Source organism: Pseudomonas sp. K8 (assembly GCF_014889455.1).
Lineage (GTDB): Bacteria > Pseudomonadota > Gammaproteobacteria > Pseudomonadales > Pseudomonadaceae > Aquipseudomonas > Aquipseudomonas veronii.
The window spans coordinates 133,444-158,940 of sequence record NZ_VJWO01000009.1 but is presented as its reverse complement, the minus strand read 5'-3'; the positions used below and the strand labels follow the sequence as shown (position 1 = coordinate 158,940).

Here is a 25,497-nt window from a genome sequence, read left to right as displayed (position 1 = left end):
CGTGACCCCACGGCGCACAAAGACGCCGGCCCCCACAATAACGACCTGCCGAGGGAACCACCATGAACCGACTGATCAGCCGCTGCGTGCTCGCATTCAGCGCCAGCGCCATCTTGAGTACCAGCGTCTTCGCGGCCGATGCGCCATCCTGCCAGAACGTGCGTATGGGCGTGGTGAACTGGACCGACGTGATCGCCACCAGCGCCATGACCCAAGTGTTGCTCGATGGCCTCGGCTACAAGACCAAACAGACCAGCGCGTCCCAGCAAATCATCTTCGCCGGCATCCGCGACCAGCGCCTGGATTTGTTCCTCGGCTACTGGAACCCGCTGATGACCCAGACCATCGCCCCGTTCGTCGACGCCAAGCAGGTCAAGGTCCTCGATAAACCGAGCCTGGAAGACGCGCGTGCGACCCTGGCGGTGCCGACTTATCTGGCCGACAAAGGCCTGAAAACCTTCGCCGACATCGCCAGGTTCGAGAAAGAACTGGGCGGCAAGCTCTACGGCATCGAGCCGGGCTCGGGTGCCAACACCCAGATCAAGGCGATGATCGCCAAGAACCAGTTCGGCCTGGGCAAATTCCAGCTGGTGGAGTCCAGCGAAGCGGGCATGCTCGCCGCCGTCGACCGCGCGGTGCGTCGCAAGGAAGCCGTGGTGTTCTTCGGCTGGGCGCCGCACCCGATGAACGTCAACATCGCGATGACCTACCTCACCGGCAGCGAAGATGCCCTGGGCCCGAACGAAGGCATGGCCACCGTGTGGAGCGTCACCTCGCCGACCTATGCCGAGCAGTGCCCCAACGTCCACAAGCTGCTGACCAACCTGACCTTCACCGCCGCCGACGAGAGCCGAATGATGCAGCCGTTGCTGGAACACAAGGACGCCTTCGAGTCCGCCAAGCAGTGGCTCAAGGACCACCCGCAAGACCAGGCGCGCTGGCTCGAAGGCGTGACCACCTTCGACGGCAAACCGGCGGCCGCCAACCTGCAACTGACCAGCAAATAACGGTATTCGACGCACCGTTTCGCGGTCGTGCCTGACCGCGAACGGCCTCGCTACGCCTTGAAATCACGCCTGTAAGGAACCTGCCCCATGAACCACGACGTCATCATCACCTGCGCACTCACCGGTGCTGGCGACACGAGCGCCAGAAGCCCCCATGTACCGGTCACCCCCAAACAAATCGCCGCCGCCGCCGTGGAAGCCGCCAAGGCTGGCGCCACTGTCGTTCACTGCCATGTGCGCAACCCCGAGACCGGCAAGTTCAGCCGCGACGTCGCCTTGTACCGCGAAGTGATGGAGCGTATCCGTGAGGCCGACATCGACATCATCGTCAACCTCACCGCCGGCATGGGCGGCGACCTGGAGATCGGCGGCGGCGAGACGCCCATGGCATTCGGCCCCAACACCGACCTGGTCGGCCCGCTGACCCGCCTGGCCCATGTGGAAGCGCTGCTGCCGGAAATCTGCACGCTGGACTGCGGCACGCTGAACTTCGGCGATGGTGACACCATTTACGTGTCCACCCCGGCGCAACTGCGGGCCGGCGCCAAACGCATTCAGGCACTGGGCGTAAAAGCCGAGCTGGAAATCTTCGACACCGGCCACCTGTGGTTCGCCAAGCAGATGATCAAGGAAGGCCTGCTCGACGACCCGCTGTTCCAACTGTGCCTGGGCATCCCGTGGGGCGCGCCGGCCGACACCACCACCATGAAAGCCATGGTCGACAACCTGCCTGCCGACGCGGTGTGGGCCGGCTTCGGCATCGGCCGCATGCAAATGCCGATGGCGGCGCAGGCGGTGCTGCTCGGCGGCAACGTGCGCGTCGGGCTGGAAGACAACCTGTGGCTGGACAAAGGCGTGCTGGCCACCAACGGTCAACTGGTGGAACGCGCCAGTGAAATCCTCAGCCGCCTGGGCGCGCGGGTCATGACCCCGGCCGAAGGGCGCCTGAAAATGGGCCTCAAAAAACGCGGCTAACCCCCCAACCCAAACCGAATCAAAACCTGTGGGAGGGGGCTTGCCCCCGATAGCGGTGTATCAGCAGCGAATGCATCGACTGGTACACCGCTATCGGGGGCAAGCCCCCTCCCACAGGGGAACATCACCTTATTCAGGAATGTCGCCATGCGTTTTATTACAGATATCAAAACCTTCGCCGCCCTCGGCAGCGGTGTGATCGGCAGCGGTTGGGTGTCCCGCGCCCTGGCCCACGGCCTCGATGTGGTGGCCTGGGACCCGGCGCCCGGTGCCGAAGCCGCGCTGCGCCAACGCGTCGCCAATGCCTGGGGCGCCCTGGAGAAACAAGGCCTGGCTCCCGGCGCATCGCAGGACCGCCTGCGTTTTGTCGCCACGATCGAGGCGTGCGTGAAAGACGCCGACTTCATCCAGGAAAGCGCCCCGGAACGCCTGGAGCTGAAACTGGAGCTGCACAGCAAAATCAGCGCGGCCGCCAAGCCGAATGCGTTGATCGGCTCCAGTACCTCGGGCCTGTTGCCCAGCGAATTCTATGAAGGCTCGACCCACCCTGAACGCTGCGTCGTCGGTCACCCGTTCAACCCGGTGTACCTGCTGCCGCTGGTGGAAGTGGTGGGCGGCAAACACACCGCGCCCGAGGCGATCCAGGCGGCGATCCAGGTGTATGAATCCCTCGGCATGCGCCCGTTGCATGTGCGCAAGGAAGTCCCCGGTTTTATCGCCGACCGCCTGCTCGAAGCCCTGTGGCGTGAGGCGCTGCACCTGGTCAACGATGGCGTTGCCACCACCGGCGAGATCGACGACGCAATCCGTTTTGGCGCCGGCTTGCGCTGGTCGTTCATGGGCACGTTCCTGACCTACACCCTGGCCGGCGGCGATGCCGGGATGCGGCACTTCATGGCGCAGTTCGGCCCGGCGTTGCAGTTGCCGTGGACCCACCTGCCGGCGCCGGAGCTGACCGACAAGTTGATCGACGATGTGGTCGACGGCACCCGCGAGCAGTTGGGTAACCACAGCATTTCGGCGCTGGAGCGCTATCGTGATGATTGTCTGTTGGCGGTGCTGGAAGCGGTGAAGACCACTAAAGCCAAGCACGGCATGACCTTCGCCGAATAAGGAAACCCCCAGCATGCCTGCACTGACCACCTACACCACCCAGGTCCACCCCGACTGGGTCGACTACAACGGCCACCTGCGCGACGCGTTCTACCTGCTGATCTTCAGCTACGCCACCGACGCGTTGATGGACACCCTCGGCCTGGACAGCGAAAACCGCGCCGCCAGCGGCCATTCGCTGTTCACCCTGGAGCTGCACCTGAACTACCTGCACGAAGTGAAACTCGGCGCCGACGTGGAGGTGCGGACCCAACTGATCGCCCACGATGCCAAGCGCCTGCACCTCTATCACAGCCTGCACCGGGTGAGCGACGACAAGGAACTGGCGGGCAACGAACAGATGCTGCTGCACGTCGACCTCGCCGGGCCGCGCTCGGCGCCGTTCACCGAGGCGACACTGGAACGCCTCGCGGCCATCCGCGCCACGCAAGTCGACCTGCCCACTCCCGCCCTCCTCGGCCGCGTCATTGGCCTGCCCGCGCCAAATGGCCCGAAAACGACCTGTTCATAGCCATCCGAGCCATTCGTGCATTCTGCCCTTGCCGACCGCCTGGTCGGCTACCAGAATCCAGATCGATCCCCCCGCTCCCTTCACCAGGATAAACGTCATGATGCATGCGGATTTGATTGACCAGGATGACCTGCTGAGCAAACTGCGCTCGCTCGGTTTCGAGGTGTCCAGCGGCGCCAGCGCCGAGCAGGCCTGTGAGTGTGCGGTACGCGGTTTGAGCGAAGCGCGGGCCAAGGCGCTCAAGGGCATGGTCGAGCAGATGTACAGCGGCAGTGCGACGATTCTGCCGGCGGTGCGGCAGGCGATCGACAGGCAGTTATTGCCGGCGCTGATGCAGTTCAAACAGAACTCCGGCGTCTGACAGACCGCTATCGGGGGCAAGCCCCCTCCCACACTCGAATTGTGAATACAGTCAAATGTGGGAGGGGGCTTGCCCCCGATGCAGGCGACTCGGTCTAGAGCCTCACACTGGCAAACGTCGACTCATTGCGCGCCTGGCTCAACGCCGACATCGGCCCCGACAACGGGGACAACACCAACGCCGGCGGAATCGGCATCATCGCCACCTGCTGGGTGGTGTTGGAACCGACGCGCTCATCCCGTGGCGGAATACCGAAGTATTCGCGGTAGCACTTGGAGAAGTGCGGCGTGGACACGAACCCGCACACCGACGCCACTTCGATGATCGACATCGGCGTTTGCTTGAGCAACTGCCGTGCGCGAATCAGGCGCAGCTTGAGGTAGTAGCGCGACGGCGAGCAGTGCAGGTATTTCTGGAACAGCCGCTCCAGCTGGCGCCGCGACACGGCGACGTACACCGCCAGCTCATCCAGGTCGATCGGCTCTTCGAGGTTGGCTTCCATCAGCGCGACGATTTCCTGCAACTTCGGCTGGTTGGTGCCGAGCATGTGCTTGAGCGGCACACGCTGGTGATCCTGTTCGTTGCGGATGCGCTCGTACACGAACATCTCGGAGATCGCCGCCGACAGTTCACGGCCGTGGTCGCGGCTGATCAGGTGCAGCATCATGTCCAGCGGCGCGGTGCCGCCGGAGCTGGTGAAGCGGTTGCGGTCGAGGGTGAACAGGCGGGTGCTCATCGACACGCGCGGGAAGGCTTCCTGCATCGACGCCAGGCATTCCCAGTGCACGCTGCAATCGAAGCCATCGAGCAGCCCGGCGCAGGCCAGGGCCCAACTGCCGGTACATACCGCGCCGAGGCGACGGGACTGACGCGCCTGGCTTTGCAGCCACGACACATGTTCACGGGTGACGGTGCGCTGGATACCCACGCCGCCGCACACGATGACGGTGTCCAGGGCCGGGGCTTTGTGCATGGCGGCATCGGGGGTGATTTGCAGACCGTCGCTGGCCCACACCTGGTTGCCGTCGACACTCAGGGTTGTCCAGCGATACAACTCGCGCCCGGACAACTGGTTGGCCATGCGCAGCGGTTCCACTGCCGAAGCCAGGGAAATCAGCGTGAAATTGTCCAGCAGCAGAAAGCCGATGGATTGAGGCGCACGGTTCTGGGGTTGGGCCCCGGAGTTGAACGACGTCATCGCGGTATCTCCTCACACAAAGCGGGTGATGGCCTCAGGCGAGGCTCTTGTTATTGCGCTCGTCTCTGATGCAGAGAGAGGCGTTGAGTTGATAGAGCAATTGCCATGCCTAAATTTGAATGGCCATTCAATAACTCCTGAAAACGACCTCTTGATGTGTCTAGACAAGCCCCTGTACGAAGTGCGGAATATGCCCCGAATCGGCGGCGCAAACGGCCCCGTTCAAGGGCTGTGAGCAGATCGGTAGCACTTGTGGGTAGGCGCTTTGAGGGCGAAGCAAGCGTCTGTCACCGCAGGCACGGGTGACGGGTGGTCGGAGGGGAAATCGTTTGGGGGCTACTTATCTGTTTGCGACGCGCTAAAAGGTGGCGCTTTTGGTTTTGGTGTTCACTTTATGAGCAGGGTTGTTTGGACTGGCGCTATCGGGGGCAAGTCGAATCGTCGCACCGCCCCTCCCACACTCGACCGAGTTCACAATTCAAAATGTGGGAGGGGGCTTGCCCCCGATAGCGGCGACGCGGTCTCAACACTCAACCGCACTGACCGCCAACCCACCCCGCGACGTCTCTTTGTACTTGTCATGCATGTCCGCCCCCGTATCGCGCATGGTGCGGATCACCCGGTCGAGGGAGATAAAGTGCTGGCCGTCGCCGCGCAGGGCCATCTGCGCGGCGTTGATCGCCTTCACCGCGGCAATCGCGTTGCGCTCGATACACGGCACTTGTACCAGGCCGCCCACCGGGTCGCAGGTCAGGCCGAGGTTGTGTTCCAGGCCGATTTCGGCGGCGTTGCACAGTTGCTCCGGGGTGGCGCCGAGGATCTCCGCCAACCCCGCCGCCGCCATGGCGCAGGCTGAGCCGACCTCGCCCTGGCAGCCGACTTCGGCGCCGGAGATCGAGGCGTTCTTCTTGCACAGAATGCCCACCGCCGCCGCGCTGAGCAGGTAGTCGACCACGTTGGCTTCGGTGACGTCGTCGCTGAACTTCATAAAGTAGTGCAGCACCGCCGGGATGATCCCCGCCGCGCCATTGGTCGGCGCGGTGACCATGCGCCCGCCGGCGGCGTTTTCTTCGTTGACCGCGAGGGCGAACAGGTTGACCCACTCCATCGCGCTCAAGGTCGAGCCGATCACGTTGGGTTTGCTCAACTCCAGCAAACTGCGGTGCAACTTGGCGGCGCGACGGCGCACATTCAGGCCGCCGGGCAGGATGCCTTCGTGCTTGAGGCCCTGCTCGACGCACGCCTGCATGGCGCGCCAGAGCGTCATCAGGCCGCTGCGGATTTCATCCTCGGAGCGCCAGACTTTTTCGTTGGCCAGCATCAGCTCGGCGACGCGCAGGTTATGGCTCTTGCACAGTTGCAGCAGCTCCACCGCGCTGGAGAATTCATAGGGCAATGCGCTGCGGTCCATATCCGCCACGCCGCTTTGCGCCTGGGCTTCATCCACCACAAAGCCGCCGCCGACGGAGTAGTAGGTGTCGCGGTGCAACTCGCCGTCAGCACCGAACACCACCAGGGTCATGGCATTGGGGTGGAACGGTAGGTTTTCGTCGAGCAGGCGCATGTCCCGCGCCCACACGAAAGGCACCGGTAAACGCCCGTCCAGCAGCAGCGTGTCGGTCTCGCGCAGAGTATGGATACGCAGGCCGATCTGCGCCGGATCGATTGCGTCCGGCCACTCGCCCATCAGGCCCATGATGGTTGCGGTGTCGCTGCCGTGGCCGATGCCGGTGGCCGACAATGAGCCGTAGAGCTGAACTTCGACGCGCCGCACCTGTTCCAACCATTCACGTTCACGCAACCGTTGAACGAACAACGCTGCGGCGCGCATGGGGCCGACGGTGTGAGAACTCGAAGGCCCGATGCCGATCTTGAACAGGTCGAAAACACTGATAGCCATTGCCGTGGAACTCCTCGATAAGCACAGGCCAGGCTTGAACGAGGTGCTACGCTCAGATCGCCCAGATGGCGGCATCATCAGGCTTTTATCCGCCATCACGGCGTCTCACACCGACGCAACCATGCTCATCAGCGTCGCTCACGAACAAGGGCCTGTTTTGGGCGTTTTTAGCGGTGCAGATGGGTAAAAACAGCGGTTTTACCTTAGGAAAAATCTGTAAACGACGTCACCGACACTGGATGCGACCCTGCCTGTACTGGATACGACGCCCCCTGTAGGCGTCAGATTTTCACTGGTACATGATCAGTCTCGACTCGTTGGCAAGGCACCGTGCCGCCGCCTCAAAGCACGTTCCAACCGCAACACTTATAAAGCGCGGCGAATGCCGCCAGAAAGTACACAGGAGTCTAGCCCCATGAAAGGTTCACCCTCGTTGTTGTTGGCCGCCATGCTGAGTCTGCCAGTCCTGGCGCACGCTGCAGAACCGGCACAATGTCAGACCGTCAACTTCTCCGATGTCGGCTGGACCGACATCACCGTCACGACCGCGACCACCAGCGAAATCCTCAAGGGCCTCGGCTACAAGCCGCGCACCACGATGATTTCGGTGCCGGTGACCTACAAGTCCCTGGCCGACGGCAAGAACATGGACATCTTCCTCGGCAACTGGATGCCGACCATGGAAAACGACATCAAGGCATACCGTGATGCCGGCACCGTGGAAACCGTGCGCGCCAACCTGGAAAACGCCAAGTACACCCTGGCCGTTCCCGAGGCGCTGTATGACAAAGGCCTGAAAGACTTCGCCGATATCGCCAAATTCAAGGATGAGCTGGAAGGCAAAATCTACGGCATCGAACCCGGCAACGACGGCAACCGCACCATTCAAACCCTGATCGACAAGGACGCGTTCGGCTTGAAGTCGGCCGGTTTCAAAGTCGTCGAGTCCAGCGAAGCCGGGATGCTGTCGCAGGTCGAACGCGCCACCAAGCGCGGCAAGGCCATCGTGTTCCTCGGCTGGGAACCGCACCCGATGAACACCCGCTTCAAGATGAAATACCTGACCGGGGGTGACGACTCGTTCGGTCCCAACTACGGCCAGGCCACCATCTACACCAACGTGCGCAAGGGCTACACCCAGGAATGCAGCAACGTCGGCCAGTTGCTGAAAAACCTGTCGTTCACCCTGAACATGGAAAGCACCCTGATGGGTAACGTCCTGGACGACAAGATGAAACCCGACGCCGCGGCCAAGGCCTGGCTGAAGAAGAACCCGCAAGTGCTCGATACCTGGCTTGCCGGTGTCACCACCGTCGATGGCAAACCAGGTCTGGAGGCCGTCAAAGCTTACCTCGCCAAGTAATCCCTGCTGACCCCGGGCTGGTGCGCTGGCCCGGGATGTTTTCCCCTTCGCATGTGGACATTCACTACCATGCTGACTGAACAGAAAATCCCACTAGGCCAGTACATCGCTGCCTTCGTCGAATGGTTGACCCAACACGGTGCCAACTACTTCGACGCAATCGCATCGACCCTGGAAACGATGATCCACGGCGTGACGTTCGCGCTGACCTGGTTCAATCCGCTGGCATTGATCGGTCTGATTGCGCTGCTGGCTCACTTCATTCAACGTAAATGGGGCCTGACTGTTTTTGTCATCGCCTCCTTCCTGCTGATCCTCAACCTGGGGTACTGGCAGGAAACCATGGAAACCCTCGCGCAGGTGCTGTTCGCCACCCTGGTCTGCGTGGTCATCGGCGTGCCGCTGGGCATTGTTGCCGCGCACAAACCGATGTTCTACACCCTGATGCGGCCGGTGCTCGATCTGATGCAGACCGTACCGACCTTCGTCTACCTCATCCCTACCCTGACCCTCTTCGGGCTGGGTGTGGTGCCCGGGTTGATTTCCACGGTGGTGTTCGCGATTGCCGCGCCGATCCGCCTGACCTACCTGGGTATCCGTGATGTACCGCAAGAGTTGATGGACGCCGGCAAAGCCTTCGGCTGCTCGCGCCGTCAATTGCTCTCGCGCATTGAACTGCCCCACGCCATGCCGAGCATTGCTGCCGGCATTACCCAATGCATCATGCTGTCGCTGTCGATGGTGGTGATCGCCGCCCTGGTGGGTGCCGATGGCCTCGGCAAGCCGGTGGTCAACGCACTGAACACCGCCGACATCGCCCTGGGCTTTGAAGCCGGCCTGGCGATCGTGCTGCTGGCCATCATGCTCGACCGCATCTGCAAACAACCCGACGCCAGAGTAGGGGGTGATGCATGAGCATTATCCGATTCGACAATGTCGACGTGATCTTTTCCAAAGACCCACGCGAAGCGCTCAAGCTGCTGGACCAGGGCATGAGCCGTAACGAGATCCTGAAAAAGACCGGCCAGATCGTCGGCGTTGAAAAAGCCAGCCTGGATGTGGAAAAAGGCGAGATCTGTGTGCTGATGGGCCTGTCGGGCTCCGGCAAGTCGAGCCTGCTGCGCTGCATCAACGGCCTCAACACCGTCAGCCGTGGCCAGTTGTTCGTCGAGCATGAAGGGCGCCAGATCGACATCGCCTCCTGCACCCCGGCCGAGCTGAAAATGATGCGTACCAAACGCATCGCCATGGTATTCCAGAAGTTCGCCCTGATGCCCTGGCTGACCGTGCGCGAGAACATCAGCTTCGGCCTCGAAATGCAGGGCCGCCCGGAGAAAGACCGGCGCAAGCTGGTGGACGAAAAGCTCGAACTGGTGGGCCTGAGCCAATGGCGTAACAAGAAGCCGGACGAACTCTCCGGCGGCATGCAGCAGCGCGTCGGCCTGGCGCGGGCGTTGGCGATGGACGCCGACATCCTGCTGATGGACGAACCCTTCTCCGCCCTCGACCCGCTGATCCGCCAAGGCCTGCAGGACGAGTTGCTGGAGCTGCAAAACAAGCTGAGCAAGACCATCGTGTTCGTCAGCCACGACCTCGACGAAGCCCTCAAGCTCGGCAGCCGCATCGCGATCATGAAAGACGGCAAGATCATCCAGTACAGCGTGCCGGAAGAGATCGTGCTGAACCCGGCGGACGATTATGTGCGTACCTTCGTCGCACATACCAACCCGCTGAACGTGCTGTGCGGGCGCAGCCTGATGCGGACGCTGGACAACTGCAAACGCATCAACGGCTCGGTGTGCCTCGATCCGGGCGGCGACTCGTGGCTCGACCTGGCCGAAGGCAACACCATCCGGGGCGCACGCCAGAATGGCGCGGTGATGAACCTGCAGAACTGGGCACCGGGGCAACCCGTGGAAGGCCTGGGCCGCCTGCCGACACTGGTGGACTCGAATATCGGCATGCGCGATGCGCTGCAGATCCGCTACCAGACGGGCAACAAGCTGGTGTTGCACGACAACAACCAGGTGGTGGGGATCCTGGGGGACAGCGAGCTCTACCATGCCCTGCTGGGCAAGAACCTGGGCTAACAAACACCGCATAACCCATTGGAGAAACAGGGTCAAAATGTGGGAGGGGGCTTGCCCCCGATAGCGGTGTATCAGTAACAGACGAGCTGACTGACACACTGCAATCGGGGGCAAGCCCCCTCCCACATTTTTTGCCCCAGTGGTGTCAGTGGGGACACCACCAGGCTTCAACCATCAGCTATAGACACGGCCAAGGAGCTGCCGATGGCTTTCAAACTGATCGAGCACATCCCGGGTGATCTGTTCCTGGGCGAAGCCCATCAGGTCGTACTCCTGAGGCCCGTTGTGCAGGTACACCTCGGCCCGGTAGTAACGGGCGCGCTCCGCCTCGGGCAGTTCGTCCGACGCCACCGCGTAGCCGTCCAGGCTCACTTCGTAGACAAACGGGTTGCCCTCTTCCATCTCGATACGCACGCCGATGCAACGCTTGGATTTGCCCAACAGGGTCTGCACATCCAGCCCCTGGTCGCGCAACGCCTTCGTCGCGTCTTCCAGTGCCGGCGTGACGTGCTTGTCCATAAAGCGCTGCACCGTGGCCTGGCTCGGTTGCAGGTCCAGGGCGGTCAAGCGCTCGCTGAAACCACGACGGCCACGCTCGGCCAATTGCGCCTGCTCCAGTTCCGTCGCCATGTCCTGGCGCATCGCCTTGTGCAAACCGAACATAAAGACAATCAGCACCACCGAGAACGGCAGCCCCGCCAGCACCACCATGGTTTGCATGGCTTCGAAGTTACCCGCAAACAGCAGGCCGATAGTCACCAGGGTGATCACCGCCGACCAGAAGATCCGCAGCCAGTGCGGCGCGTCTTCGTCCACGTTGCCGCCTTTGCAGGAAAGGTTGGCCATCATCACCGCGCCGGAGTCCGCCGGGGTCAGGAACAGCACGAAGCCGACAAAGATCGACACGCCGATGACGATTTTCGACGCCGGGTAATGCTCCAGCAATTGGTAGATGGCCATCGACGGTTGTTCCAGCGCCGTCTTGCCCAACGCCACCGCGCCCTGGTTCAACACCAGGTCCAGCGCCGAATTACCGAAGATCGACAACCACGCCAGGGTGAAGCCCAGCGGGATCAGCAGCACGCCGGCCACCAGTTCACGCACCGTGCGACCCCGGGAAATCCGTGCGATGAACATGCCCACGAACGGCGCCCAGGAAATCCACCAGGCCCAGTAGAACAGGGTCCACAGGCCCATCCAGCGTTCGGTCTTGTCGGCGTCGCCTTCGTACACATACAGGTCGAAGGTTTTCAGGAGGATGCCGTTGAGGTAGTCACCGGTGTTCTGCACCAGGCCGTTGAGCAGGTGCAGGGTCGGGCCGAACAACAGCACGAAGATCAGCAAACCGCTGAACAACACGATGTTGAGGTTGGACAGGCGACGAATGCCGTTCTCCACCCCCGACACGGCGGCAATGGTCGCCACAGTGCTCATCACGATGATCACGATCAGCAGGTTGGTGTTGCTGTGCTGCATGCCGAACAGGTTTTCCAGGCCGGACGACACCTGCATCGCGCCGATACCGAGGTTGGTCACCAGGCCCAGCAGGGTCACGAACATGCCGAACCCGTCCACCGCGTGGCCGGCCGCGCCTTTGACCCAACGCTCGCCCACCAGCGGGTACAACGCCGAGCGCAGGGCCAGAGGCTGGTTATGGCGATACGCGAAGTACGCCACGGCCAGGCCGACCAGCGCATAGATCGCCCAGCCGTGCAGGCCCCAGTGCAGGAAGGTCAATTGCAGCGCCTGGCGCGCCGCGCCGTTGCTGGCGGCCGCGCCTTCGGGCGGGTTGAAGTAATGGTCCAACGGCTCCGATGCGCCGAAATACAGCAACGAGATGCCGATACCCGACGAAAACAGCATGCCGGCCCAGGCGCCGTAGCTGAAGTCCGGGGTGTCGTCCTTGCTGCCCAGCTTCAGCTTGCCGTAGGACGAAAACGCCAGGCCGACCACGAACACCAGGTAGGCCGCGATCACCAGCATGTAGTACCAGCCGAAGCTTTTCGATAACCACGCCTGCGCCACGCCGAGCATCCGGCCGGCCTCTTGCGGGGCGATGATCAAAATGGCGGTCAGCAACAGAATCAGTGCGGTGGAGGTGTAGAACACCCAACCGTTGACCCGCACCTTTTCCGGTGGGGTTTTTATTAGAGAGGCAGAACTCATGGCGCAGATGCTCCAGGCAGTGCGAGAGAGAAACACAAGGCAGCGGTGATCCCGTGCTCATCGATTTTTCGGCAGTCGACGGACGGGTGTTATAAAGACACCCCGAAAATTCTTGAGCCCGCCGAGGCGGTGTTCAGGCTCTGAAATGGCCTGTTTCAAGGGTTTTCACAGGTGTCAGATGTCGCCACCTACCTGTAGGAAATACCGGCAGGCAGCGACCATTTGTCGCAGAGCTTATTCTTTGTTGATTGAACGTTCAATCAAAACAAAATAGACTGGCCATCGAGTCGACGGACGTCATCGCCCGCCGGCAGGCCTGAGGAGAGGTACTCCATGCCCAAGGTCGGTATGCAACCCATACGCCGCCAACAACTGATCGAAGCCACGCTGACGGCCATCGATCAAGTCGGAATGGGAGATGCCAGCATTGCGCTGATCGCCCGTTTGGCCGGCGTTTCGAACGGCATCATCAGTCACTACTTCAAGGACAAGAACGGCCTGATCGCGGCCACGATGCGGTACTTGATGAATGTGCTGATCGAGAACGTCCACGAACGGCGACAAGCGTTGACGGAGGACACGCCACGGGCGCACCTCCAAGTGATCATCGGCGGCAACTTCGACGCCAGCCAGGTCAACGGCCCGGCAATGAAAACCTGGTTGGCCTTCTGGGCGACCAGCATGCACCACCCGTCTTTGCACAGGTTGCAGCGGATCAACGATCACCGCCTGTATTCCAACCTGTGCTGCCAGTTCCGCCGCGTGTTGCCGCTGCCGGATGCACGCAGCGCAGCCCGAGGCCTGGCGGCCTTGATCGACGGTTTGTGGTTGCGCGGCGCCCTGTCGGGAGATGAATTCGACACGGCGCAGGCGCAACGGATCGCTTACGAATACATGGATTTCCAATTGGCCAAGCAGGTGAGTTAGAGCACACATAACCGCTCAACCCCTGAACCTCCACTGATCGGTGTTGCCAGACTCTTATTGGCCACCCCTCAGTGGTTAACGCCAACCACTTATGCACTTGCGAGGACTTTATGGCCCGTTTCGACCTGCAAAAACTCTACATTGACGGCGGCTACAGCGACGCTGGCAGCGATGCCACCTTCGAAGCCATCAACCCGGCTAACGGTGAAGTTCTCGCCCAAGTGCAACGCGCAACGTTCGATGACGTTGAACGTGCCGTGGTCAGCGCTGAAAAAGGCCAGAAAATCTGGGCCGCCATGACCGCCATGGAGCGTTCGCGCATCCTGCGTCGTGCCGTCGACATCCTGCGCGAGCGCAATGACGAACTGGCCGCCCTGGAAACCCTGGACACCGGTAAATCCTTCTCCGAAACCAAGTACGTCGACATCGTCACCGGCGCCGACGTGCTGGAATATTACGCGGGCCTGGTGCCAGCCATCGAAGGCGAGCAGATCCCGCTGCGCGACACCTCGTTCGTCTACACCCGCCGCGAGCCGCTGGGCGTGGTCGCCGGTATCGGCGCGTGGAACTACCCGATCCAGATCGCCCTGTGGAAATCCGCACCGGCCCTGGCCGCCGGTAACGCGATGATCTTCAAACCCAGCGAAGTCACCTCGCTGACCACCCTGAAACTGGCGGAGATCTACACCGAGGCCGGCGTTCCGGCCGGTGTGTTCAACGTGTTGACCGGCAGCGGCCGCGAAGTCGGCACCTGGCTGACCGAGCACCCGCGCATCGAGAAAGTCTCGTTCACCGGCGGCACCGACACCGGCAAGAAAGTCATGGCCAGCGCCTCCAGCTCTTCGCTCAAGGAAGTGACCATGGAACTGGGCGGCAAGTCGCCGCTGATCGTGTTCGAGGACGCCGACCTGGATCGCGCCGCCGACATCGCGATGATGGCCAACTTCTACAGCTCCGGTCAGGTCTGCACCAACGGTACTCGCGTGTTCGTGCCCAAGCACCTGCAAGCCGCGTTCGAAGCCAAGATCGCCGAACGTGTTGCGCGCATCCGCATCGGCGACCCGCAGGACGACAACACCAACTTCGGCCCGCTGGTCAGCTTCGCCCACATGGAAAGCGTGCTCGGCTACATCGCCAAGGGCAAGGCCGAAGGCGCTCGCGTGCTGTGCGGCGGCGACCGCCTGACCGACGGCGACTTCGCCAAAGGCGCCTTTGTTGCCCCGACCGTGTTCACCGACTGCACCGACGAAATGACCATCGTCCGTGAAGAAATCTTCGGCCCGGTGATGAGCATCCTCACCTACGAGACTGAAGAAGAAGTGATCCGCCGCGCCAACGACACCGACTTCGGCCTCGCCGCCGGCCTGGTGACCAAGGACCTGAACCGCGCCCACCGCGTGATTCATCAACGGGAAGCGGGCATCTGCTGGATCAATGCCTGGGGCGAGTCCGACGCGAAAATGCCGGTCGGTGGCTACAAGCAGTCGGGCGTGGGCCGTGAGAACGGGATCAGCTCGCTGAACAACTTCACCCGCATCAAATCGGTACAGGTCGAGTTGGGCGATTACGCCTCGGTGTTCTAAAGCCTGAGCCTTGCGTTGCCTGTGAGGCCGCTATCGGGGGCAAGCCCCCTCCCACATTTGAATTGTGAATACCTTCAAAGGTGGGAGGGGGCTTGCCCCCGATGAGGCCCGACCTGACCACACTTCAAAGAGGGTGCATTCAATGTCCCAAGAATACGATTACATCATTGTGGGTGCCGGCTCCGCCGGTAACACCCTGGCGACCCGTCTGACCGAAGACGAAGGCGTCACCGTCCTGCTGCTGGAAGCCGGCGGCCCGGATTACCGTCTCGACTTCCGCACCCAGATGCCCGCCGCCCTGGCGTTCCCGCTGCAGGGCCGTCGCTACAACTGGGCCTACGAGACCGATCCAGAACCGCACATGGACGGCCGTCGCATGGAATGCGGGCGCGGCAAGGGCCTGGGCGGTTCCTCGCTGATCAACGGCATGTGCTACATCCGTGGCAACGCCATGGACTACGACAACTGGTCGAAACTGCCCGGCCTGGAAGACTGGACCTACCTCGACTGCCTGCCGTATTTCCGTAAAGCCGAAACCCGCGACATCGGCCCCAACGACTACCACGGCGGCGACGGCCCGGTCAGCGTGACCACGCCCAAGGCCGGCAACAACCCACTGTTCCACGCCATGGTCGAAGCCGGCGTACAGGCCGGTTACCCGCGTACCGAAGACTTGAACGGCTACCAGCAGGAAGGCTTCGGCCCGATGGACCGTACCGTCACGCCAAACGGCCGGCGCGCCAGCACCGCGCGCGGTTACCTGGACACGGCTAAAAAGCGTTCCACCCTGACCATCGTCACCCATGCCCTGACCGACAAAGTGCTGTTCGAAGGCAAGCGTGCGGTCGGCGTGCGTTACCTGATCGGCGCCGCCGAAGAACGCGTCGAAGCCCGTGCGCGTAAAGAAGTGCTGGTGTGCAGCGGCGCCATCGCCTCGCCGCAACTGCTGCAACGCTCCGGCGTCGGCCCGGACAAACTGCTCGAAAGCCTCGACATCCCGGTGGTCCACGACCTGCCCGGCGTCGGCGAAAACCTGCAGGACCACCTTGAGCTGTACCTGCAATATGCCTGCACCCAACCGGTGTCGCTGTACCCGTCGCTGCTCTGGTACAACCAACCGGCCATCGGTGCCGAGTGGCTGTTCAACGGCACCGGCATCGGCGCCAGCAACCAGTTCGAAGCGGGCGGTTTTATCCGTACCCGGGAAGACTTCGATTGGCCGAACATCCAGTATCACTTCCTGCCGGTGGCGATTAACTACAACGGCAGCAACGGCGTGAAAGAGCATGGTTTCCAGGCGCACATGGGCTCCATGCGTTCGCCGAGCCGTGGCCGCGTGCAATTGAAGTCGAAGAACCCACGGGACTACCCGAGCATTCTCTTCAACTACATGGCCACCGAGCAGGACTGGCAGGAATTTCGCGATGGCATCCGCCTGACCCGCGAAATCATGCAGCAGCCGGCGCTCGACCCGTTCCGTGGCCGCGAAATCAGCCCGGGCATCGAGGTGCAAACCGACGAGCAACTCGACCAGTTCATCCGCGAACACGCCGAGACCGCGTTCCACCCGTCCTGCTCGTGCAAGATGGGCAGCGACGAGATGGCCGTGGTGGATGGCGAAGGCCGCGTGCATGGCATGCAGGGCCTGCGGGTGGTCGACGCGTCGATCATGCCGATCATCACCACCGGCAACCTGAACGCGCCGACGATCATGATCGCCGAGAAAATCGCCGACAAGATCCGTGGCCGCAAGCCACTGCCGCGCAGCACCGCGGACTACTACGTGGCAGGCGATGCGCCGGTGCGGGGCAAGCCGATGCGTGAAGTGGGGCCTACTGCGCAGTAACTGGAAGACCGTGTCGCCCTATCGGGGGCAAGCCCCCTCCCACACTTTGAATGTATTCACACATCGAAATGTGGGAGGGGGCTTGCCCCCGATAGGGCCCGACCCAACACCGCAAACCTTACGCCTACACTCTCCTTGATCCGCTCCCCAGCCCAGGCCTACTCTGTTCGTCTGCCCGCGCTGAGCCGCCCACAAGGAAGGCCCCATGTTCGAACACCACGCCACACTCAAAAAGCATTTCAGTGCCCTGCGCACCACCGCCGAGTTTTTCTCCCTGCGTTACGTGCGCGAATCCGGCCACTACCTGTCGGTGCGCAAGAACGTCGCCGCACCGCCGCACCTGAACCACGACGAAGGCGCCATGCTCACCGTGCGCGTCAACGGTGTCGAAACCTACGCCGCGACCCACGATATTTCCCTGCCCGGCCTGCAAGCTGCGCTCGAGCGTGCCGAACAGCAAGCACGCCTGATAAAACCCCACGCCCTGCTCGACCTGCGCGAGCAACACGTGTCCAGCGACGTCGCCGATTACCTGTCGCCCCACCTTGAGCAAGCCTTCCCCTCCTTGAGCGACTGCTACCAATTGCTCGGCGCTGAATCTGCAGCCGTGCCCCGGGACGAGCGCCTGGTGAACTGGGAAGTCAGCCTCGGCCTGAGCCACGTCGAACAGATCTACCTCAACAGCGCCGGCGCGGAACTGCGCCAGGCCCAGCGTTTGGTGTTCCCTGGCGTCAACGTCACGGCCTACGACGGCAACGACAGCCAGTCGCGCACCCTCGGCGGCAGCAACTTCGGCCAGCAAGGCGGGTTTGATGTGATCGAGCGCTTCGGCCTGGTCGGCGCCGCGCCGCGCATCGCCGACGAAGCCCTGCAACTGCTGCTGGCGCCGAACACGCCGCAGGGCCCGCGCGACCTGCTGTTGATGCCCGACCAGATGATCCTGCAGATCCACGAATCGATCGGCCATCCGCTGGAACTCGACCGCATCCTCGGTGACGAGCGCAATTACGCCGGCACCAGTTTTGTGAAGGCCAGCGACTTCGGCCACCTGCAATACGGCTCCAAGCTGCTCAACGTGACCTTCGACCCGGACATCCCCGAACAACTGGCCAGCTACGGCCACGACGACGACGGCACCCCGGCCAGCAAACAATTCCTGATCCGCGAGGGGCTGCTGCTCAAGCCGCTGGGCGGGGCGTTGTCGCAATTTCGCGCGGGCATGAGCGGCGTCGCCAACAGCCGCGCCAGCAGTTGGAACCGCCCGCCGATCGACCGCATGGCCAACCTGAACATCGAGGCCGGCGACCAGAACCTGGCGCAACTGATCGGCGGCATCGAACACGGCATCCTGATGTCGACCAACCGTTCGTGGTCCATCGACGACGCGCGCAATAAATTCCAGTTCGGCTGCGAATGGGGCCAGTTGATCGAAAACGGCGAGCTCAAAGGCGTGGTGAAAAACCCCAACTACCGCGCCATTTCCGCGCAGTTCTGGCGCAAGCTCAGCGCCGTGGGCGACGCCAGCACCTTCCAGGTGTTGGGCACGCCGAACTGCGGCAAAGGCGAGCCCAACCAGGTGATCCGCGTCGGCCATGCCTCGCCCGCCTGTGTATTCAGCCATGTCGACGTATTTGGGGGAGACGCCTGATGAACAACTTCAAGGCATTGGTGGAATGGCTCAAGCAGGCCCTCACCGACAAAGAACAATTTCACCTGGGCTACGCCGCAGAATCGTCCGAATTCGTGCGTTTCAACCACGCCAAGGTGCGTCAGGCCGGGCAGGTGCAACAGGCCAGCCTGACCCTCAAACTGATCAACGACGGCCGTCATGCCGACCTCGGCATCACCCTCGGCGGCGAGCCGGCGCTGGACCGCCAGCGCCTCGCCGCTGGCCTGCAACAGCTGCGCGAAACCTTGCCGTTGCTGCCGCACGATCCGTACCTGTTGCTGAACCACAACGCGTGGCAGAGCCAAAACGAACAGGCCCGGCCGCTGCCCGAGCTGAGCCAGGTGCTGGAAGACACCAGCCAGGCGGCACACGGCGTCGATCTGGTCGGTTTCTACGCCGCTGGCCCGATCAGCCGTGGCTTCGCCAGTTCGGACGGGGCGTTCGGCTGGCATCAGGCCAATAGTTTCAACTTCGACTTCAGCCTGTTCCACGCCAACGGCGAAGCGGTCAAAGCCAGTTACGCCGGCGATGAATGGAACAGCGCCGAGTTCGCCCGCCGCTTCCAGCAGGCTCGCGAACAGCTGGAATTCCTCGGACGGCCACTGCACAAGCTGGCGCCCGGCGAGTACCGCGCCTACCTGGCGCCGGCAGCCCTGGAAGAAATCATCAGCATCATCACTTGGGGCGGTTTTTCCGCCCAGGCCATCGCCAGCAAAAGCAGCTCGCTACAGCGGCTGTATGCCGGCGAGCAGGCGTTGAGCGCGCTGGTGACGGTGGATGAGCACATCAGCGGCTCGCTGAGCCCGGCGTTCTCCAGCGAAGGCTACCCGTGCAGTGACGTCACGCTGATCAACGCCGGCCAGGGCGCCGGCCAACTGGTCAATTCGCGCAGCGCCGCCGAATACGGCCTCAGCGCCAACGGCGCCAGCAGCGACGAGTCCCCCAGCGCGTTGCAGATGGCGGCGGGCAGCCTGGCCCAGGCCGATATCCTCAAGCAATTGGGCACCGGGCTGTACATCAGCAACCTGTGGTACCTGAACTATTCCGACCTGCCGGCAGCGCGCCTGACCGGCATGACGCGGTTCGCCACGTTCTGGGTGGAAGACGGCGAGATCAAGGCGCCGATCAGCACCATGCGCTTCGATGACAGCGTCTACAGCCTGCTCGGCTCACAACTCGAAGCGCTGACCGCAGAGCGCGAACTGTTGCTATCGGCCAGTACCTACAGCCAGCGCAACACCGCGTCCAATCTGTTGCCGGGGGCATTGGTCAAGCGCCTGACCCTGACCCTCTGACCGACAGTAGTCTGCTTGTGGGAGGGGGCCCCTCCCACATTGTTTTGTGTTGATTTCAGACGCATTGCTTCGACATGTCCTACAGCTAAATCAGACCTCTCTCACCGCCCGCCCAAGGCCGGTTGTCGCCTGTAAAAAACCCCGTTATAACGGTTAGTGGCACCCCGCCACCTAACCCACGTGCCCGCACGTGATGCATGACCTCGCCCGGGAAAAGGCAAGCTGGAGCATTGACATGAACCATGGAAGTTTTGTCATAGAAAAGCTGTTCAAGCACTACAACGTTCATGTTGAGCAACTAGGTCACCATCCGCAAAAGAAAACCGTGCTGATGGTCAATGGCGCGCTATCCACCACGCGCTCCTTCGCCCGCACCAGTAAATGCCTGGCCGAGCATTTCAATGTGCTGCTGTTCGATTTACCGTTCTCAGGCTATTCACGCGAGCACAACACCGACCTGGACCTGGTGACCAAGGACGACGAAGTGCAAATCCTGCGGGCGCTGGTGGAGCGCTTCCAGGTCAACCACCTGGTGTCGGCCTCATGGGGCGGCATCTCCACGCTGCTGACCCTGGCACACAACCCGCCCTCCATCGAAAGCTCGGTGGTGATGGCGCTGGCGCCGAACCTCAACCAGGCGATGCTCGACTATGTGGAGCGGGTGCGCGTGCTGATCGAAGCCGACGACAAATCCGCCGTCGGCCACTTGCTCAACGACACCGTGGGCAAATACCTGTCGCCGCGACTCAAGCGCAACAACCATCGGCACCTGTCGAACATGGCCACCACCGAATACCGCCAGGCGCGCTTTCATATCCACCAGGTGCTGGCGCTGGGCGATGGCAACTACCTGCCACAGCTCAGCCGGATCGAAACGCCGGTGCATTTCCTCAACGGCACGCTGGACGAATACACCCCGGCCGCCGAGGCCCGACTGTTCCAGCACTACGTAGGCCGCAGCAGCTTTGCCGTCGCCGAACATACCGGGCATCTGCTCGACCTGGAGTCCCGCGAAGCGGCGCGGGCGGTACATCGCGCGCTGCTGGATTTCCTGGTGGGCGAGCACGCGATGTTGTCGGATGTAGACGAACCTTCAGTGGGAAAAGGAGCGACGAATGGCGCATAATCGCCGACACATAGCCTCCTAACAAAAGGGATCCCATGCCGAATCGCGCCCCTCTCGATGCCAAGACCGCCCGCTGGCTCCCTTGGGTGGTCGCGATTGCCTTCTTCATGCAATCGCTGGATGGGACGATTCTCAACACGGCACTGCCGGCGATGGCCCGGGACCTCGCGGAAAACCCGCTGCGCATGCAAGGGGTGGTGATCGCCTACATGCTCACCGTCGCCTTGCTGATCCCGGCGTCGGGCTGGATCGCCGACCGCTTCGGCACCAAGAAAATCTTCTTTGGCGCGATCATGCTGTTCAGCATCGGCTCGCTGCTGTGCGCGCTGTCCAGCAGCCTGACCATGCTCGTCGGCGCGCGGGTGGTCCAGGGCCTGGGCGGGGCGCTGATGCTGCCGGTCGGCCGGCTGGTGGTGCTGCGCGCTTATCCGCGCTCCGAGCTGGTGCGGATCATGGGCTTCATCACCATCCCAGGCCTGCTCGGTCCGTTGCTCGGCCCGACCATGGGCGGCTGGATGGTGCAATACCTGACCTGGCACTGGATCTTCCTGATCAACCTGCCGGTGGGCATGATCGGCTGCTACGCCGTGTGGAAACTGATCCCCGACCTGCGCGGCAGCGAGCGCACGCGGTTCGACGGCATCGGCTTCCTGCTGTTCGGCGCGGCGATGGTGTTGATCACCATCGCCATGGAAGGCCTGGGCGAATTGCACCTGCCGCACCTGCGGGTGATGTTGCTGCTGTTCGGCGGGCTGGCCTGCCTGGCGGCCTATTGGCTGCGCGCCGGGCATATCGATAACCCGCTGTTTGCGCCGGCGCTGTTCAAGACCCGTACCTTTGCGGTGGGCATCCTGGGCAACCTGTTCGCACGCCTGGGTAGCGGCGCCTTGCCGTTTCTGGTGCCGTTGCTGTTGCAGGTAGCCTTGGGCTATTCACCGTCCCAGGCCGGGATGAGCATGCTGCCCCTGGCGGCGGCGGCGATGCTGGCCAAGTCGGTTGCACGGCCGTTGATCGAACGCCTGGGCTACCGCGTGGTGCTGACCGGTAACACCCTGGCCTTGGGCCTGATGCTGGCGAGCATGGGCCTGGTCAGCGAACAGACGCCCTACCCGCTGCTGCTGGGCATGCTGGCGATACTCGGGGCGATCAACTCCTTGCAGTTCACCGCGATGAACACCGTTACCCTGATCGACCTCGACGATGCCCAGGCCAGCAGCGGCAACAGCTTGCTGTCGGTGGTGGCACAACTGTCCCTGAGCCTCGGCGTGGCCTGCGCCGGTGCGCTGCTCGGCGGGTTCACCGCCGAATCGGGCAATGACGGCGTGAGCACGGTACTCGGCGCCTTCCAGCTGACCTTCCTCACCGTGGGCATCATGGCAATGCTGGCGGCGGCGATCTTCCTGCAACTGTCGCCAAAAGACGGCAAACGCATCGGCAGCCGCGAACACGACATCGAACACTAGCAGGCGTCTCGTCGAGAACTTGCAGGGAAAATCCCACGGGACTGCTACACTGCGCGACATTTTGTTTTTGCAGAGCCAGTCCCGTGACCACCATCGCCACCGCTTTTAATACGTTGCCGCTCTCCGCCGCCATGCTGGCTAACCTCGACTCGCTGGGTTATGCCGAGATGACGCAGATCCAGGCGCAGAGCTTGCCGGTGATCCTCAAGGGGCTGGACCTGATTGCCCAGGCCAAGACCGGCAGCGGCAAGACGGCTGCGTTCGGCATCGGCCTGCTGAACCCGATCAACCCGCGCTACTTCGGCTGCCAGGCCCTGGTGATGTGCCCGACCCGCGAGCTGGCCGACCAGGTGGCCAAGGAAATCCGTCGCCTGGCCCGCGCCGAAGACAACATCAAGGTGCTGACCCTGTGCGGCGGCGTGTCCCTCGGCCCGCAGATCGCCTCCCTGGAACATGGCGCCCACGTCATCGTCGGCACCCCGGGCCGCATCCAGCAACACCTGCGCAAGGGTTCGCTGGTGCTCGACGGCTTGAACACGCTGATCCTCGACGAAGCCGACCGCATGCTCGACATGGGTTTCTACGACGCCATCGAAGACATCATCAGCAAGACCCCGGCCCGCCGCCAGACTCTGCTGTTCTCGGCCACCTACCCGGTGAGCATCAAGCAGTTGGCCTCGAAATTCATGCGCGCGCCGCAGCAAGTCAAGGCCGAAGCGTTCCACTCCGACGACCAGATCGAGCAGCGTTTCTACGAGATCTCGCCGGAAGAACGCATGGAGGCCGTCACCAAAGTCCTCGCGCATTTCCGCCCGGCCTCGTGCGTGGCGTTCTGCTTCACCAAGCAGCAAGTGCAGGAAACCGTCGACCACCTGACCTCCAAAGGCATCTCTGCCGTCGGCCTGCATGGCGACCTGGAACAGCGTGACCGCGACCAGGTGCTGGCGATGTTCGCCAACCGCAGCACCTCGGTACTGGTCGCCACCGACGTCGCCGCCCGTGGCCTGGACATCGATTCGCTGGACATGGTGATCAACGTCGAACTGGCCCGCGACTCGGAAATCCACATCCACCGCGTCGGCCGCACCGGCCGTGCCGGTGAGACCGGGATCGCCATCAGCCTGGTGGCGCCGTCCGAAGCGCACCGCGCCCAGGCCATCGAGCAACTGCAGAAGTCGCCGCTGAACTGGGACCAACTGGACAACCTCAAGCCACAGAGCGGTGGCCCGCTGCTGCCGCAGATGAGCACCCTGTGCATCGCCGCCGGCCGTAAAGACAAGGTCCGTCCGGGCGATATCCTCGGCGCACTGACCGGTGAAGCCGGCATTCCGGGGGCCCAGGTCGGCAAGATCGCGATCTTCGATTTCCAGGCGTTTGTGGCCGTGGAACGCAGCGTCGCCAAGCAGGCGCTGCAGCGTTTGAATGACGGCAAGATCAAGGGCCGTTCGTTGCGCGTGCGGATCCTGTAAACGATCTTTCGAACAATAGAGATCCCCTGTAGGAGGGGGCTTGCCCCCGATGGCGGTGGACCAGTCAACTCATCAGGTGACTGACATACCGCCATCGGGGGCAAGCCCCCTCCCACATTTGACTGTATTTCAAATCAGAACATGTATGAGGACACCGTTTTGCGCTCGACCGAAGTTGTGATCATTGGCGCCGGCGCCGCAGGCTTGATGTGTGCTCTGACCGCCGCAGGACGTGGGCGCAAGGTGATGCTGATCGACCACGCGAACAAGGCCGGCAAGAAGATCCTGATGTCCGGCGGCGGTCGCTGCAACTTCACCAATATGTACACCGAACCGGCGAACTTCCTCTCGCACAACGCGCACTTCTGCAAGTCCGCCCTGGCCCGCTACACCCAATGGGACTTCATCGGCCTGGTGGCCAAGCACGGCGTGCCGTACCACGAGAAGAAGCTCGGCCAGTTGTTCTGCGATAACAAATCCAGCGACATCCTCGGCATGCTGCTCGACGAGTGCATCCAGACCGGCGTGAGCCTGCACCTGGACACCTCGATCGAAACCATCGCCAAGCTCGACAGCGGCTACCAGTTGCAGACCACCCTGGGCGAGTTGCGCTGCGAATCCCTGGTGATCGCCACCGGCGGCCTGTCGATCCCGACCCTCGGCGCGACCGGCTTCGGTTACCAGGTGGCCAGGCAATTCGGCCACGAACTGCTGCCGACCCGCGCCGGGCTGGTGCCGTTCACCATCACCGACCAGCTCAAGGAGCTGTGCGGCGAGTTATCCGGCACGTCGGTCGATTGCCTGGTCAGCTGCAACGGCCAGAGCTTTCGCGAGAACCTCCTGTTTACCCATCGCGGCCTGAGCGGGCCGGCGATTCTGCAGATTTCCTCCTATTGGGAGTCCGGCGACACGGTCGAGATCAACCTGCTGCCCGACCACGACGCCCACGCCTGGCTGCAACAGCAACAAGCCGAGCGTCCCAACAGCGAGCTGAAAACCCTGCTGGGTGAAATCTTCACCAAGAAGCTGGCCAACCTGCTGGCAGAAACCTGGTTCGCGTCCAAGCCGATGAAGCAGTACACCCACGCCGAACTGGCCGACATCGCGCAAAAACTGGCGAGCTGGCAATTGGTACCGGCAGGCACCGAAGGTTATCGCACCGCCGAAGTGACGCTGGGCGGCGTGGATACGCGGGAAGTGTCGTCCAAGACCATGGAATCGCTGAAAAGCCCGGGCTTGTACTTCATCGGTGAAGTGCTGGATGTGACCGGCCACCTCGGCGGCTTCAACTTTCAGTGGGCCTGGGCTTCCGGCTACGCCGCTGCGCAGTATGCCTGACACATTTTGATTTTCAGTGTGCCCGGGAGAAATTTTGTGCAGTGATGTGATCACCACCCTTGCCGCAGCGTCCTTGATAGCTCAATTTAGCGGCATC

Annotated in this window: 20 protein-coding genes; 17 read left to right on the top strand and 3 right to left on the bottom strand. The window is 62.5% G+C overall.

The window, feature by feature from the left end; all coding sequences use genetic code 11:
* The first annotated feature begins 62 nt into the window (after positions 1 to 62).
* The 5 genes from INT12_RS09565 to INT12_RS09545 all read left to right on the top strand — a co-directional run bounded on the left by INT12_RS09565 (position 63) and on the right by INT12_RS09545 (position 3,967).
* Complete coding sequence (locus INT12_RS09565; RefSeq protein WP_017844926.1) at positions 63 to 1,007, top strand: choline ABC transporter substrate-binding protein; 945 nt, start codon at positions 63 to 65, stop codon at positions 1,005 to 1,007.
* 87 nt (positions 1,008 to 1,094) lie between these two features.
* Complete coding sequence (locus tag INT12_RS09560) at positions 1,095 to 1,982, top strand: 3-keto-5-aminohexanoate cleavage protein (protein ID WP_017844927.1); 888 nt, start codon at positions 1,095 to 1,097, stop codon at positions 1,980 to 1,982.
* Positions 1,983 to 2,129: 147 nt separating this feature from the next.
* Positions 2,130 to 3,095, top strand: coding sequence for an L-carnitine dehydrogenase (locus INT12_RS09555; RefSeq protein WP_046381800.1), 966 nt, complete (start codon positions 2,130 to 2,132; stop codon positions 3,093 to 3,095).
* A gap of 13 nt (positions 3,096 to 3,108) precedes the next feature.
* Positions 3,109 to 3,606 (top strand): thioesterase family protein, encoded by a 498-nt coding sequence (locus INT12_RS09550; RefSeq protein WP_046487925.1) that lies wholly within the window; start codon positions 3,109 to 3,111, stop codon positions 3,604 to 3,606.
* A gap of 97 nt (positions 3,607 to 3,703) precedes the next feature.
* Positions 3,704 to 3,967, top strand: a complete 264-nt coding sequence (locus tag INT12_RS09545) for a hypothetical protein (RefSeq protein WP_017844930.1) — start codon at positions 3,704 to 3,706, stop codon at positions 3,965 to 3,967.
* Between the two features lie 94 nt (positions 3,968 to 4,061).
* Here INT12_RS09545 and INT12_RS09540 read toward each other — a convergent pair whose 3' ends face one another.
* Positions 4,062 to 5,165 (bottom strand): GlxA family transcriptional regulator, encoded by a 1,104-nt coding sequence (locus INT12_RS09540; protein ID WP_017844931.1) that lies wholly within the window; start codon positions 5,163 to 5,165, stop codon positions 4,062 to 4,064.
* 523 nt (positions 5,166 to 5,688) lie between these two features.
* On the bottom strand, positions 5,689 to 7,065 hold the full coding sequence (locus INT12_RS09535; protein WP_017844932.1) for an L-serine ammonia-lyase: 1,377 nt from the start codon (positions 7,063 to 7,065) through the stop codon (positions 5,689 to 5,691).
* A gap of 415 nt (positions 7,066 to 7,480) precedes the next feature.
* On the opposite strand from INT12_RS09535, the gene INT12_RS09530 reads away from it, so the two are divergent.
* From INT12_RS09530 to choV, 3 genes are all read left to right on the top strand, one after another.
* Positions 7,481 to 8,428 (top strand): choline ABC transporter substrate-binding protein, encoded by a 948-nt coding sequence (locus INT12_RS09530; protein WP_017844933.1) that lies wholly within the window; start codon positions 7,481 to 7,483, stop codon positions 8,426 to 8,428.
* A gap of 69 nt (positions 8,429 to 8,497) precedes the next feature.
* Positions 8,498 to 9,343, top strand: coding sequence for a choline ABC transporter permease subunit (gene choW / locus INT12_RS09525; RefSeq protein WP_017844934.1), 846 nt, complete (start codon positions 8,498 to 8,500; stop codon positions 9,341 to 9,343).
* Positions 9,340 to 10,518, top strand: a complete 1,179-nt coding sequence (gene choV, locus INT12_RS09520) for a choline ABC transporter ATP-binding protein (RefSeq protein WP_104904321.1) — start codon at positions 9,340 to 9,342, stop codon at positions 10,516 to 10,518. Before choW ends, choV begins: the two co-directional genes overlap by 4 nt.
* Positions 10,519 to 10,692: 174 nt before the next feature.
* Here the strand turns inward: choV and INT12_RS09515 are convergent, their stop codons facing one another.
* On the bottom strand, positions 10,693 to 12,627 hold the full coding sequence (locus tag INT12_RS09515) for a BCCT family transporter (protein WP_227778914.1): 1,935 nt from the start codon (positions 12,625 to 12,627) through the stop codon (positions 10,693 to 10,695).
* A 390-nt stretch (positions 12,628 to 13,017) separates the two neighbouring features.
* Between INT12_RS09515 and betI the strand changes: the two genes are divergently transcribed.
* From betI to INT12_RS09470, 9 genes are all read left to right on the top strand, one after another.
* Positions 13,018 to 13,611 carry a transcriptional regulator BetI gene (betI, locus tag INT12_RS09510; protein ID WP_017844937.1) on the top strand — a complete coding sequence of 198 codons (594 nt, stop codon included), beginning with the start codon at positions 13,018 to 13,020 and terminating at the stop codon, positions 13,609 to 13,611.
* 110 nt (positions 13,612 to 13,721) lie between these two features.
* Positions 13,722 to 15,194 carry a betaine-aldehyde dehydrogenase gene (gene betB / locus INT12_RS09505; RefSeq protein WP_193058833.1) on the top strand — a complete coding sequence of 491 codons (1,473 nt, stop codon included), beginning with the start codon at positions 13,722 to 13,724 and terminating at the stop codon, positions 15,192 to 15,194.
* 142 nt (positions 15,195 to 15,336) lie between these two features.
* A complete protein-coding gene (betA, locus tag INT12_RS09500; protein ID WP_193039507.1) occupies positions 15,337 to 17,040 on the top strand; it encodes a choline dehydrogenase in 1,704 nt (567 codons plus the stop codon).
* A 205-nt stretch (positions 17,041 to 17,245) separates the two neighbouring features.
* Positions 17,246 to 18,688 carry a TldD/PmbA family protein gene (locus INT12_RS09495; RefSeq protein ID WP_193058832.1) on the top strand — a complete coding sequence of 481 codons (1,443 nt, stop codon included), beginning with the start codon at positions 17,246 to 17,248 and terminating at the stop codon, positions 18,686 to 18,688.
* A complete protein-coding gene (locus INT12_RS09490) occupies positions 18,688 to 20,004 on the top strand; it encodes a TldD/PmbA family protein (protein ID WP_193039509.1) in 1,317 nt (438 codons plus the stop codon). The genes INT12_RS09495 and INT12_RS09490 overlap by 1 nt, the downstream gene beginning before the upstream one ends.
* 235 nt (positions 20,005 to 20,239) lie before the next feature.
* Positions 20,240 to 21,130 (top strand): alpha/beta fold hydrolase, encoded by an 891-nt coding sequence (locus INT12_RS09485; RefSeq protein ID WP_017844942.1) that lies wholly within the window; start codon positions 20,240 to 20,242, stop codon positions 21,128 to 21,130.
* Positions 21,131 to 21,165: 35 nt separating this feature from the next.
* Entirely contained in the window at positions 21,166 to 22,593 is a 1,428-nt protein-coding gene (gene mdtD / locus INT12_RS09480; RefSeq protein ID WP_017844943.1) for a multidrug transporter subunit MdtD, read from the top strand.
* Between the two features lie 131 nt (positions 22,594 to 22,724).
* Positions 22,725 to 24,062 (top strand): ATP-dependent RNA helicase DbpA, encoded by a 1,338-nt coding sequence (gene dbpA / locus INT12_RS09475; protein ID WP_231590016.1) that lies wholly within the window; start codon positions 22,725 to 22,727, stop codon positions 24,060 to 24,062.
* 159 nt (positions 24,063 to 24,221) lie between these two features.
* Entirely contained in the window at positions 24,222 to 25,400 is a 1,179-nt protein-coding gene (locus INT12_RS09470) for an NAD(P)/FAD-dependent oxidoreductase (protein WP_193039511.1), read from the top strand.
* Positions 25,401 to 25,497 lie beyond the last annotated feature (97 nt).

Coding starts and splice junctions, on each gene's coding strand:
- INT12_RS09565 (WP_017844926.1), top strand. CDS start 63: ATGAACCGACTGATCAGCCGCTGCGTGCTCGCATTCAGCGCCAGCGCC.
- INT12_RS09560 (WP_017844927.1), top strand. CDS start 1,095: ATGAACCACGACGTCATCATCACCTGCGCACTCACCGGTGCTGGCGAC.
- INT12_RS09555 (WP_046381800.1), top strand. CDS start 2,130: ATGCGTTTTATTACAGATATCAAAACCTTCGCCGCCCTCGGCAGCGGT.
- INT12_RS09550 (WP_046487925.1), top strand. CDS start 3,109: ATGCCTGCACTGACCACCTACACCACCCAGGTCCACCCCGACTGGGTC.
- INT12_RS09545 (WP_017844930.1), top strand. CDS start 3,704: ATGATGCATGCGGATTTGATTGACCAGGATGACCTGCTGAGCAAACTG.
- INT12_RS09540 (WP_017844931.1), bottom strand. CDS start 5,165: ATGACGTCGTTCAACTCCGGGGCCCAACCCCAGAACCGTGCGCCTCAA.
- INT12_RS09535 (WP_017844932.1), bottom strand. CDS start 7,065: ATGGCTATCAGTGTTTTCGACCTGTTCAAGATCGGCATCGGGCCTTCG.
- INT12_RS09530 (WP_017844933.1), top strand. CDS start 7,481: ATGAAAGGTTCACCCTCGTTGTTGTTGGCCGCCATGCTGAGTCTGCCA.
- choW (WP_017844934.1), top strand. CDS start 8,498: ATGCTGACTGAACAGAAAATCCCACTAGGCCAGTACATCGCTGCCTTC.
- choV (WP_104904321.1), top strand. CDS start 9,340: ATGAGCATTATCCGATTCGACAATGTCGACGTGATCTTTTCCAAAGAC.
- betI (WP_017844937.1), top strand. CDS start 13,018: ATGCCCAAGGTCGGTATGCAACCCATACGCCGCCAACAACTGATCGAA.
- betB (WP_193058833.1), top strand. CDS start 13,722: ATGGCCCGTTTCGACCTGCAAAAACTCTACATTGACGGCGGCTACAGC.
- betA (WP_193039507.1), top strand. CDS start 15,337: ATGTCCCAAGAATACGATTACATCATTGTGGGTGCCGGCTCCGCCGGT.
- INT12_RS09495 (WP_193058832.1), top strand. CDS start 17,246: ATGTTCGAACACCACGCCACACTCAAAAAGCATTTCAGTGCCCTGCGC.
- INT12_RS09490 (WP_193039509.1), top strand. CDS start 18,688: ATGAACAACTTCAAGGCATTGGTGGAATGGCTCAAGCAGGCCCTCACC.
- INT12_RS09485 (WP_017844942.1), top strand. CDS start 20,240: ATGAACCATGGAAGTTTTGTCATAGAAAAGCTGTTCAAGCACTACAAC.
- mdtD (WP_017844943.1), top strand. CDS start 21,166: ATGCCGAATCGCGCCCCTCTCGATGCCAAGACCGCCCGCTGGCTCCCT.
- dbpA (WP_231590016.1), top strand. CDS start 22,725: ATGCTGGCTAACCTCGACTCGCTGGGTTATGCCGAGATGACGCAGATC.